At 43.2% G+C, this 12,795-nt stretch carries 8 protein-coding genes; 4 read left to right on the plus strand and 4 right to left on the minus strand.

The window, feature by feature from the left end; all coding sequences use genetic code 11:
* Positions 1-100: 100 nt before the first annotated feature.
* The 3 genes from guaB to cysS form a co-directional block, all read right to left on the minus strand.
* A complete protein-coding gene (gene guaB / locus AC2FA3_RS03725; RefSeq protein WP_490508376.1) occupies positions 101-1,573 on the minus strand; it encodes an IMP dehydrogenase in 1,473 nt (490 codons plus the stop codon).
* Between the two features lie 534 nt (positions 1,574-2,107).
* Positions 2,108-4,234: a mechanosensitive ion channel family protein gene (locus AC2FA3_RS03730; protein WP_490508377.1), complete on the minus strand. Its 2,127-nt coding sequence runs from the start codon at positions 4,232-4,234 to the stop codon at positions 2,108-2,110.
* 242 nt (positions 4,235-4,476) lie between these two features.
* Positions 4,477-5,937 (minus strand): cysteine--tRNA ligase, encoded by a 1,461-nt coding sequence (cysS, locus tag AC2FA3_RS03735; RefSeq protein WP_490508378.1) that lies wholly within the window; start codon positions 5,935-5,937, stop codon positions 4,477-4,479.
* Between the two features lie 233 nt (positions 5,938-6,170).
* Between cysS and AC2FA3_RS03740 the strand changes: the two genes are divergently transcribed.
* Positions 6,171-6,770, plus strand: a complete 600-nt coding sequence (locus AC2FA3_RS03740; RefSeq protein WP_490508379.1) for a cob(I)yrinic acid a,c-diamide adenosyltransferase — start codon at positions 6,171-6,173, stop codon at positions 6,768-6,770.
* A gap of 139 nt (positions 6,771-6,909) precedes the next feature.
* Here AC2FA3_RS03740 and AC2FA3_RS03745 read toward each other — a convergent pair whose 3' ends face one another.
* Entirely contained in the window at positions 6,910-7,920 is a 1,011-nt protein-coding gene (locus tag AC2FA3_RS03745) for a hypothetical protein (RefSeq protein ID WP_490508380.1), read from the minus strand.
* 390 nt (positions 7,921-8,310) lie between these two features.
* Here AC2FA3_RS03745 and AC2FA3_RS03750 point away from each other — a divergent pair, with 390 nt between their 5' ends.
* The 3 genes from AC2FA3_RS03750 (at position 8,311) to AC2FA3_RS03760 (ending at position 12,497) form a co-directional block, all read left to right on the plus strand.
* The gene (locus tag AC2FA3_RS03750) at positions 8,311-9,042 is read left to right on the plus strand and encodes a glycerophosphodiester phosphodiesterase (RefSeq protein ID WP_490508381.1); all 732 of its coding nucleotides are present in this window, start codon (positions 8,311-8,313) and stop codon (positions 9,040-9,042) included.
* Between the two features lie 303 nt (positions 9,043-9,345).
* Complete coding sequence (locus tag AC2FA3_RS03755) at positions 9,346-10,743, plus strand: acyl-CoA desaturase (RefSeq protein ID WP_490508382.1); 1,398 nt, start codon at positions 9,346-9,348, stop codon at positions 10,741-10,743.
* 287 nt (positions 10,744-11,030) lie between these two features.
* The gene (locus tag AC2FA3_RS03760) at positions 11,031-12,497 is read left to right on the plus strand and encodes a protein adenylyltransferase SelO (RefSeq protein ID WP_490508383.1); all 1,467 of its coding nucleotides are present in this window, start codon (positions 11,031-11,033) and stop codon (positions 12,495-12,497) included.
* Positions 12,498-12,795: the final 298 nt, after the last annotated feature.

The raw sequence follows: 12,795 nt of genomic DNA on the forward strand, positions 1-12,795 counted from the left end.
ACAGCCAACAATAACAAGGCATTGTTGGCTGTTTGTATCTCGACGTCACGACAACTCTACTAAGTAGGTGATTTGCGCTTATATAGCGTTAGAAACGTGATTAGTCGACACGATAGTTAGGCGCTTCTTTGGTAATCTGCACATCATGGACATGTGATTCTTTCATACCCGCTGAAGTCACTTTAACAAACTGTGGCTTGGTACGCATCTCTTCGATGGTTGCACAGCCAGTATAGCCCATTGATGAACGCAGCCCACCCATCATTTGGTTAACGATACCAGCCACTGGCCCTTTATAAGGTACGCGACCTTCGATACCTTCTGGTACCAGTTTTTCTACCCCATCTTTGGCATCTTGGAAATAGCGATCTGACGAGCCGTTTTGACCTGACATCGCACCCAAGCTACCCATACCGCGATAAGCTTTATAATAGCGACCTTGGAATAGTTCGACCTCACCTGGCGCTTCTTCGGTACCGGCCATCAGCGAACCAACCATGATGCACGACGCGCCAGCAGCAATGGCTTTTGCCATATCGCCTGAATAACGAATACCACCATCAGCAATTAGTGGGATACTGTCTTGTAGCGCATTTGCGACGCTATCAATCGCAGAGATTTGTGGCATACCTACACCAGCGATAATACGCGTGGTACAGATAGATCCTGGGCCGATACCTACTTTGACCGCATCTGCACCAGCATCACGTAACGCTTTAGCGGCATCACCAGTAGCAATATTACCACCGATAACTTGAACGTTTGGAAAGTGCTTTTTAATCCAAGAAACTTTATCAATTACGCCTTTTGAGTGACCATGCGCGGTATCAACAACGATAATATCGACGTCAGCAGCAATCAAGGCTTCAACACGTGCTTGGGTATCAGCGCCAGTACCAACAGCTGCGCCAACTCGCAGACGACCGTGCTCATCTTTACAAGCATTAGGATTGTTTTCTGCTTTGGCAAAATCATTAACCGTAATCAGACCACGCAAACGAAAATCATCATTAATGACGATAACTTTTTCGATACGGTGCTCATGAAGGAGTTTTTTGATGTTTTCGTTGCTTTCACCTTCTTTAACGGTGACCAGCTGATCTTTTGGCGTCATAATATGACTGACTGGCAATGATAGATTGGTCTCAAAACGCCAATCGCGGTGGGTAACGATACCGATGACTTTATCAGTGCCTTTCTCAACCACAGGCACACCTGAGATATTATTATCTTGGGCCAATCTTAATAGCTCACCAATCGTCATCTCTGGATGAACCGTGATAGGGTCAACCACTGTACCTGCTTCGAATTTTTTAACGCGGCGTACTTGCATGGCTTGCTTATCGATATCCATGCTTTTATGTAAGATACCCAAACCACCGAGCTGTGCCATAGTGATGGCCATCTCAGATTCAGTGACAGTATCCATCGCAGCGGAGATTATTGGTAAGTTCAATGTGATATTTTTGGTTAGGCGGGTCGTTAAATCAGCAGCTTTTGGTAGGATTTCAGAATAAGCTGGCAATAATAAAACGTCATCAAAGGTTAAGGCTTCATCGACAATTCGCAACATACAGACCCCTAGTGGTGGTTATTTTGATGGGTGGGCAATGCAGTATTAAGTCAATAAACGAACGTTTTGTCAAAAACGGTAGGCTAAAATGCAAATAAAGATAAAGCCGTTAGATTATGAGAAAACCATGAGGAACAAACTCTAAACACCAATATTCGCTCGGCACGTTATCTATTTATCAGTAGTAATAAAACGATTAGTCAGTAGATTTGCCAATACAGCGCCTCTAAACCTCCTAAAGTCTGCTTACACGATGCTTAATAACTGAATTATCCCTTAAAAATAACGCCATATTATAACAAATAAGGCAAGCCTACGCATAACATATTTGTCAGCTTATTTTGCTATATTAATACGATGATATGATGGCACTGTCATTTGATAATCTAAGGTCTCTTAATAACATAAATTCATTTAATAATACAAGGTTCTCTGATAATTTATATTTATTTGGAAAGTTTTGAAAAACCGTTTTTGAGAAAATTAATAGAGAATAAATTAAGACCGTTAAAAAATGATTAAAATTAGCCGAACTTAATCAGCACTATTTTTGACTATCAAACGCTCAGCTGGTAAATACTCTTTTTGTTCGCTATATAAATAGCTCAGCATCTGCTCACGCACTTCACATTCGAGTGTCCAAGCATTGAGAGGATTATCAGACGCTTGGCTACAACGCAGCTTAATGGTGGTTTCTGATACCGAGACGGTAAACAACTCAGGCTCAACTTCACTGTCCCATAGCGCATTGTCTTTTACCAGCTCGATATATTTTTGCCGAATGGCGTCAATATCGGCACCGTAATCGACATATAAATAAATCACCGAGGTTTGATGCGATTCGGTATGCGACCAGTTCTCGACAATCTCAGTAATAAAATGCCGCATGGGCACAATTAAGCGGCGCTCATCCCACGTCTTTAGTACCGCATAGGTGTAACCCAAATCCTCAATCGTGCACCACTCACCTTCCATCATCACCGTATCGCCAATACGCACAGGCTGGGTAATCGCAACTTGCATACCTGCGATAATATTTCCCAAAATAGGCTGCGCGGCAATACCTATCACCGCGCCCGCAATCCCTGCTGAGGTGAGTAGCGTTTTACCCAAACCATCAATATTGGTAAATTCACTCATTCCTATCCAAATTCCGCCCAAAATCATCACAAAGATAAAGACACGGCGAAAGATAGACACATAAGTGCGACGGCTGCGACCTTTATCAAACTGCGCTTCGCTTAAATTTTCTATTTGCAAATCTTTATAACGATTGGCAAAAAAATTAATGGCGCGAATACCAAGCCACATGGTACTAAATACTAAGCCAATCCAAATAATGGGGCGTGTCGATGAGGCTAAGGCATCTAGATAAGGAAGGCCGCCCGATACCAACGTATAAACAGAGGAGAAACTGATGGTAAAAGTCAAAGGTACGGTCAGCTTATTAACCAAATCCTCCACCCCGTTGTGATGAACAGTACCAAGTCGATTGCCCTCTTTGTCTAAAACATACCAATTCAGCAATTTACCAGCCGCTTTACTAAGTAACCAACCGGCGCCCATGGTAAAAGAAAAGAACATGAATAGTGCTATAAATTCCCAAATAGCAATACCAAAGACTTTTAATTTGGTCCAGTCGGGCAAATAACGCTCAAACTTTGCGGGCTGATATTGCTCGTATAGCTTATTGATATTAGACACCGTCTGCGCGGAAAACACCCAAAAAGGCGCATTGTCATCGATGCGCACGCGCTCAAGATGTATCGGTACACGGCGCTCGCGATAATCGATATAGCCCAATTGGATTGAGCGCCTAGGAATACCTTGGATACTATTATTGCTACCAAGCGGCGGTTCAATCAAACCATCAGGACGGTCAGGCAGCTTATCAAACACATAGAGCTTTCTCTCTACCAATAAAAAATCAAGCTGTTTGGCAAGCTCCATCGCTTGGTTACGCTGCAACTCCTTATCAATCAAGTTCATATTGAGCGCATAAGCGGCCAAGTCATATTGCTGCTTCATGACCGCTGATTGAAAAAACTCTAACGTTGCCAATGGTGTCGATAAATTCGGTGGCTCAGATAGGGGCGGCAAGCCTACATTGAGCTTATTTAACGCATAATAGCTTTCGTTATAATCGCCCGTCAGACCAGAATCGCCCTGTAACACGCCTGCCTGCTGCACAGTCTTTTTCTCAAGCGGGCTAATCACTTCTTCCGCTATAGCAGAGACGCTAATCCCTTCTCTTTTCAGCTTATCAATGCTTTGCGATGCATAATCAACGATATTCTCTGGTGCGTCGGTGATTGGCGCAGTTGTCTCGTTTTGATTGCCTGTAGTTGAACTGCTAGCTGAATTTTTAATCGCTGAGTTTTCATCAAGCACAGCGTTGTAACTGCTAGCGGCATAAGCAGGCAGATAAACAATGCTTAGGATAATAACGGAGATACTGAGAATAAAATGGCGTATGCTCAAATGGCTCGCCATTAATTTAGGCTTACCCTTAACAGTATTTAAACTCTCACAACTTTTAAAGCGCTCAGAGCTTTCAAAGTTCTCAAAGCTCCTAAAACTAGAAAAATCAGTGTCGCCAATATCGCCCGTATTGTGAGATTGGATATTTTTAGCAATCAAAGACTGAGGAAAATGTTTCATACGATAAGGTTCTGGGCTGATTAGTGAAATTAGTTATTAAAATTAAAGGTTAAGGGTTAAGGGTTAAGGGTTAAGGGTTAAAGGTTAAGGGTTAAAGGTTAAAGGTTAAAGGTTAAAGGTTAAAGGTTAAAGGTTAATATAAGCTTAAGCTAATGCAATGAACAAAAAAAAGCCAGCGCTAAGCTGACTTAATTTAGGGGTAAACTATTAATCAATACAATTGCTTGTAGAAACAATATAACTTAAGCGCGGCGCCAAGTCGTACCCGCACGGCTGTCTTCAAGTTCAATACCTGCATTTTTTAACTGCTCGCGTATCTCGTCAGCACGGGCAAAGTTCTTATTGGTTTTAGCATCCGCACGCTCAATAATTAATCCATCGATAGCGGCATCGGTTAAACCGTCTGCTTGCGCCTCACCGACCACAGCTTGTAAAAACTGCTGTACGGGCAGCTGTAAAATATTTAGCGTTTGCGCCAAGGCTTTAAGCTGCTGCGCCAACTGCCATGCAGCCTCTACGTCTTCAGCTTTGACTGCTTTATTGATATCACGCGCCAGCCCAAATAACACACTGATTGCCGTTGAGCTATTGAAATCATCATTCATGGCTTTTATAAAATCTTGTCCGGCGGCACTACTATAAGCAGCGGTTATCAGCTCATCATTGATGACGAGTTCCTGCCCTTTTTGTTGCTCAGCAGCTTTTAAGGCTTGATACAATCTACTTAGGCTATTGTGCGCTTCATCTAAAGCTTTGTCCGAGAAATTTACTTGGCTGCGATAGTGACTTGATAGTAAGAAAAAGCGCAGCGTTTCAGGATGAAAATGCTTGATGACGTCACGAATGGTGGCAAAGTTACCCAAAGATTTAGACATCTTTTCGCCATCGACATTAATAAAGCCAACGTGCATCCAATTACGTGCGTACTCGCAGCCCGTCGCCGCTTCAGATTGCGCTATCTCATTTTCATGATGTGGAAACTGTAAATCATGACCGCCGCCATGAATATCGAAGGTATTGCCAAGGCATTTGGTCGACATCGCCGAGCATTCAATATGCCAGCCCGGACGCCCTTGACCCCATGGCGATGCCCATTGTGGCTCACCAGGTTTTGCCGCTTTCCATAAGACAAAGTCAAACGGATTGCGCTTGTCATTTTCGACATCAACGCGTGAGCCCGCTTGCATATCATCCAAATTACGCTTGGATAATTTACCATAATCAGGGAAGCTATCGACCGCATAATAGACATCGCCATTATCGCCAGCGTAAGCGTAGTCATTGCTGACCAAATTGCCAATCATCTGCTGCATCTCATCGATATGGTCGGTCGCACGTGGCTCTGCATCAGGCGCTAAGCAGCCAAGTGCAGAGAAATCTTCGTGCATCGCTGTAATAAAACGCTGGGTTAATGCACCAATCTCTTCGCCATTTTCGGCAGCACGGGTGATGATTTTGTCATCAATATCGGTGATGTTACGCACATAATTCACGTCATAACCCAATTGCTTCAGCCAGCGTACCGCCATATCAAAGGCAACCATCATCCGAGCATGACCAATATGACAATAATCATAGACCGTCATTCCGCACACATATATGCCGACTTTGCCCGACACAAGCGGCTTGAATGACTGCTTGCGTCCATTAAGTGAATCGTAGATGGCAAGCTGAGACATAGCGTCTGCAAGAGGTGTGGTCATAGTAGAAAAGCCTTTTGATAAAAAGTATAAGAATGAAACGAGCATATCCATACTGCACACTTAAATAATAAAAACGTCTAGCTATGAAAGCTTTGAACGTGATTATTAGCTTAAGAAAAGCAGCAATATAAAACTTAACCCATTATCTTAGCGAAAATGCTCGTAAAATACTACAATGAGCGCACAACTAACACTCGCAATGATAAAGAATACTGAACGTTAAGGATACGAACATGGGCAATCGTTTAAGCAAAATATACACACGTACTGGAGATGACGGTACTACAGGTATGGCAGATGGCAGCCGCGTGAGTAAAGCTGACAATCTATTTAGCGTCATGGGTGATATTGATGAGCTCAACTCACACATAGGTTTGATACGCGCACAACTGGCACAAACTACGACTGAAGTGACGAAAGAAGCTGATTTTGCACAAGCGTTAGTGATTATTCAGCATTTGCTATTTAATATCGGTGGCGAGCTTGCCATGCCAGAATATGAAGGCGTGAGCGCCGCGCATATCGACTGGTTAGAGCAGCAGATTGATGCGATGAATACTACCTTGCTACCGCTGAAAGATTTTATCTTACCGACGGGCTCAGTGCTTGTCAGTCAATTGCATGTGGCACGTACCGTCTGCCGCCGTGCTGAGCGCCAAGCGGTGCTATTGCAACAGCAGCGCCCAGAAGCCATTCGTCCGACGGCAGTCAGCTTCATCAATCGTTTGTCGGACTGGCTATTCGTCGCCGCCCGTTTTTGCACCGACCCTGAGGAAGTTTCTGAAGTGCTGTGGGACAGTCAAGTACTACAAAAATTCGCTGATAATAAATAGTTTAATCTTTGCTAACATCTAAAATTAATAGCTAAAAACCGATTCCAGCAAATAAAAAAGCCCGCAACTTATAATAGTTGCGGGCTTTTTTATTTCAAATTCTCTAATTAAAGACCAACTACTGACGTTTTATTAATAATTAATAAGTTGCGTCTTTATCTTCGATAATTACCATGTCGATACTTTCATCTTTAGGTACTGACTTAGGCGTGGCTGGAGCCGCAGGCGCTGAAGTACTAGGCGTTGCAGCCGCTTGATTATTGTTTTGATTACTACTGTTCTGACTGCTATTTTGATTGACAGTCGGTGGCGTAGCCGGTTCAGTTGGACGCACAGGGGTAACTGGCGTTACTTGTCTTGGTTGACGATTTTGGTTTTCGCTATTGTTTTGCGCAGCTTGACGGCGGCGTTCGGCTTCTTGTGCGGCGCGCTGGGCACGCTGCTCTTCTAAAGCCGACTGGAAGGCTGAGCCTGCCACCACTTCCGATACCACAGTAAGCAATGCAGGCTGCCCTGCGATACGCGTACGTACTTGACCGCCTTGCGTACCAACAACATAAGTAAAGGCATCATCAACGAGCATGTTGTTATTGATGCGGATATTGTCATTAGCTAGACGTGATTGCAAGCTCGGCTGATTGTTAGCTGCTTGTAGTTGGCTGGCTTGGTATAAATCTTCACTTGGCAAGGTCATGCTGACGCTCGCTTGACACGTTGTCATGCCATTATCGTTAGTAGCTTGTAACACTGCAGCGTTTTGCACATCGATGACGATACCATTGGTTTTCTCAGTGACAACGCCATTATTTAAACCAATCTCAGCATCATTAGCGTAGCTTGCAGCCAAGGTTTTTGCTTGTTGATTGAGCGTATTTTTTAAGGCAGATTTGAGGCGATCTTGTACCATAGGATCATCACAGCTAACCGCCGTAGCAGCAGCGTTTTCACTGGCAGCGGTCTCTTCGGTTAGCTCTGCTGTCTCCGTGGTCTCTTCTTTTTCTGAGCGGTTACAGCCAGTAAGCACCAAACTACATGCGATACCAATACCAGCAACTTTATACCACTTGCTCAAACTCTTATTTGCTACGCTCATCTTTATTTTGCTCCAATTACCTGATTCGTACCGCCACTGACGGACAGTGTTTGACATTCAAATTTTACGCCCAAACTATTATCTCTAAATTTTTAAATCTTAATATCTTATAGTAGTGATAACGCAAGTTTTGAAAACCACATTATTATACGGTGTTTGTGTTAAATGGTCATCAGTGTAGCCTATTGATGTACAAATAACGTCCAACATTCGCCCTAAAATCGAGGTTTGGTTGCAAAAACGCAACAAATACATATTTTAATAATGGCGTAAGTTTTCGACTGGTTCAATTTTTAGCTTGTTCAACCTTTAACTTACTCATTTTTCAAATGACCCAAATCCTTAACTAGATATTCCGTTGGCGAAGAATATTCCGTAAGTAAAAATTGTATTAGACCCAATTTTGCAGAGGCGATATGATGGCGATAAAATATTTGATAGTTATTAATGATGATGAATTTTAAAAACACGCTTTTATTAGGGCATCGCGGGGCGCGCGGCGAAGCATTAGAAAATACCTTAGCAGGTTTTAAGCTGGCGCAAAATCTGCAAACGGCGGGCTTGGTCGGTGTCGAATTCGATGTCCAGCTAAGTGCTGATGGTCACTTAATGGTCTTTCACGATGACAATTTACAACGACTGTGCGGACAGCAATCGCGCATCGATCAGTTAAGCCTTGCTGAAATTCAACGCTCTTCACAGTCTGGTCACAAGATTACGTCGTTAGCGCATATAGCACTTGCTTTAGAAGGCTTTACTTATATTGAGCTTGAGATTAAGACACATGAGCGTACGGATTACCGCAAGCTTATCAGAGCATTAATGACGGATCTAATTGACAGTCCACTTGCCAATCTACCTATCGTGCTAACTAGTTTTGATGTCGAGCTACATGCAGGACTGCAACGCAATAAGCTGTTGCAGGATTTACCGCGTGGTTTGCTAATTCGGACGCCTGAGACTTTGATAAAAGCGCCTAATACTGCACTGCAACTTGGCTGCATGCAACTGGGTATTCACTACCCGCTTCTGAATCCAGCAGTCATTGACCACTGTCATCGCTATGACTTACCGGTGAGCGCATGGACGGTCAATGATAGCGACACGATGGAAAACCTGATTGCATGGCAAGTCGATGCCATTATTACCGATTATCCAACGTATTTTCTTACGCACTAAACAGGTAAATTTCTCACTCATTTTTCTCTCACCATTCGAATAATAGTGTTTAGAAATCCACTTAAAAAGCCAGTTAATTAATTGTCCGAATAGTCACCTGTGTATTTTGATAACCTACATATATGTCTTGCTACTTACACTTTTACCCAATTGCTGATAAATCATGGGGTATTTACAATAATACTTCCCATAACTCATACAAGTTATTGTTATTTAGCAATATTTTTCTAGTGTATAAGTGTTCACTTTATACTTGTTTTAGGGTAATATAGAGGCTGAAATTAATACCGTTAGGGATATTACATGATTGCTAAGAAAGTAATAGGCTTACCACTTAAGGGCTTGCGTCTCGCTATAAAGTCTGGTGATACGCTGATACAGCATGCTGGCACTCAAGCGCTGCGCGTGAAGACATGGCTTGATACCGAAAAAGGTAAAATTGACGCTGCTGCTGATACGCAATTGGTGACCACCAGTTGCGATAAAAACGCCAATGTCGTGGAAAATTATGAGGGCATTGATCCTCTAGAGCTTGAATTCCAAAAGTCGCCGATCAACTTGGTTCCAGCGATTTTTCTGATTGCAACGCCTATTGCTGCTGCTGTCATTACACCATGGTACTTGATGACCCATCAGGTTAGTGCGCCCGTTTGGGGTGTATTTGGTGCCTTTATGGTTTGGACAGGTATTAGTATTACCGCAGGCTATCACCGCCTATTGTCGCATCGTGCCTATAAAGCACATCCTTTGGTAAAAAACTTCCTATTACTAGGCTCAACCCTTGCGGTTCAAGGCTCCGCTTTCGATTGGGTATCAGGTCACCGTACGCATCACCGTCATGTTGATGATCTTATGGAAGATCCATATTCAGCACAGCGTGGTTTTTTCTTTAGCCATATCGGTTGGATGCTACGCAATTATCCTAGCGGTCGCTTTGACTATAAAAATATTCCTGATTTAACCAAAGATAAAGTGCTGCAGATTCAGCACAAATACTATGGTTTATGGGTACTAGCAACCAACGTCGCCATGGTCGCTGCAGTTGGCTGGTTAATCGGTGATGTTTGGGGCACATTGGTATTGGCAGGTCTACTGCGTTTGGTACTGACCCATCACTTTACCTTCTTTATTAACTCGCTCTGTCACATGTTTGGTACGCGTCCTTATACCGACACTAATAGTGCGCGTGATAACTTCTTCCTTGCTATCTTTACGTGGGGTGAGGGTTATCATAACTACCATCACTTCTTCCAATACGACTATCGTAATGGCGTGAAATGGTGGCAATATGATCCAACTAAATGGTTGATTGTTGGCTTATCTAAACTTGGTTTAACCAGTGAATTGCGTACGGTTGATGACACCACCATCAAGCATGCTGAAGTGCAAATGCAATTCAAAAAAGCCCAACAGCAGATTGATAATGCCACTGCAAACGGACTTGATATTCCTCATACGATGAAGAGCTTCCAAGATCGTATCAAGTTTGAATACGATGCCTTTACCCAAACGGTCGAAGAATGGCAAGCTCTAAAAGCTAAAACCATTGAGCTGAAAAAGACAGAATTTGCTGATCGTTTGCATGAAGTTGAAGAGACGTTAAAACAGGATTATGCTAAGGTTGAACAAAAAATACTGGCGCATAACAGTAATCTAAAAAATGCGTTTCGCTCTATTGGTCAAAGCCCAAAAGCAGCGTAAGCATTCATACAGAGTAATCCTTTAATTACTTTATTTTCAGCCTCTATTGTTAGTCTCTCCTGCCCTCTATCTGTAAAGATAGAGGGTTTTTTTATGGTAATGATTTGCGCCCTAATTACTTATAGACTAATTACAAGAGATGGACAGAGTGAAACGCGGCTTTATTAAGGCTATGTTATAGTGAGTTTATGAATATCAGCCCTCACTATTTGCGTCTATATTTATACAGCTACAAATCTATACTCTAGTACCTTATTAATCTACTCCCCTATATTGGAACAGCACTTATGCGCTATCAGAATACTTATGTCAAATTAGACACCCGCCTCTATCATGAGCAGCTGCCGACACCGCTAGACAATCCTCGCGCCGGTCATTTTAATACGCAAGTTGCTGAGCAATTGGGCTGGCTTGATGATAAAGATTTGATGGCGCGCTGGGTTGAAATCTTAGGTGGTCAATACGTGCCAGCCGAGTTTCAACCGCTATCGATGGCTTACGCCGGTCATCAGTTTGGACAATGGGCAGGACAATTGGGCGATGGCCGCGGTTTACTCATGGCGCAAGTCCTTGATAAAAACAATGAATTACAAGACTTACATCTAAAGGGTGCAGGTTTAACGCCCTACTCACGTATGGGTGATGGGCGTGCGGTGTTACGCAGCACCATTCGCGAATATTTATCTGGGCATGCGCTGACCCAGCTTGGTATTCCTTCATCTAACGCCTTGGGCTTTGTGGTATCAGATACAAAAGTGCGCCGCGAGCGTATGGAAGCTGGGGCAGCATTGATGCGCGTCGCTGACAGCCATATTCGCTTCGGTCATGTTGAGTGGATTGCCAGCTTTGCGCCTGACCTGCTTGGCGAGTTTACCGACTATATGATTGATACTTATTACCCAGAATGCCGTGATAGTGAAACGCCAGTCTTGGCATTTTTTCAGGCGGTGGTTGAGCGTACGGCGCGCATGATTGCCGACTGGCAACTGATTGGCTTTGCCCATGGGGTGATGAATACCGATAACCTATCGATTACTGGTAGCACCTTAGACTTTGGTCCATTTGGTTTTATGGAGCGTTTTAATCCTGCGTGGATTAACAATCACTCTGACCATACCGGACGTTATGCCTATCAAAACCAACCTGCTATCGGTCATTGGAACTTAAATATCTGGCTACCACACTTTATGCGTTTAGATGGCGTAACGCGCGAAACGTTGGCTGATTGCTTAGCGCCGTATGAAGCGACCTTTATGCAGCATTATCAACAAGGACTGTGCCGTAAGTTGGGATTACCGCATGCCAAAGAGAGTTTAACCCTTACCTTTGAATGGTTGACGTTACTAGAAGACAATTTACTAGACTATACCAATAGTTTCCGAGCCCTATTGGGTTTGGTCGCGCCAAACGAGTATCCTTATGAGCAGCAGCTGCTTACAATAATGACTACTGGGTTTAATAATGAGGCGCTAAACGTCTGGCAAGATTGGTCAACACGTTATTTGGCAGCGCTACAGTCGTTACCTAGCGAGCACTCTATTGATGAGATGTGCAGCAATAATCCGGTTTATGTGTTACGTAATAGTATGGCGCAGCGCGTCATCACGGCCGCTGAACAAGGGCAATTTAATGAGTTAAATCGAGTCTTTGAATTGCTTGCGACCCCTTATACGGTACAAGACATCGCCACCGAACTCGATACGATGCCACCTGCCCCGCATGCGCCGCAAATGCCAATCAGCTGCTCGTCTTAACAACATGCTATTAAAATGCTATTCTGTAATGTTTTGAAACATGATGCAATTAGGGTTGATATTTAGCCCTATTATTTGTCATCATCAATTAGCGAAATAATGAATATCATTTTATTATATTACTCGTACTATTGCGCTCAGCTTACTAGGCAGCTAAATGCCAATGATGCTAGAATAGCTGTTTTTGTAGCATTGTTGTTTTTACCCTGATGTCTAGCCACTAATGAAGACTCTTTTAGTATAAAGCTAGCTTCATTGTCATATTTTATGATTTTTAAGGCTTAAGCATTAGTTTTTA

Source organism: Janibacter sp. CoH_79_TC_3, assembly GCF_058197955.1.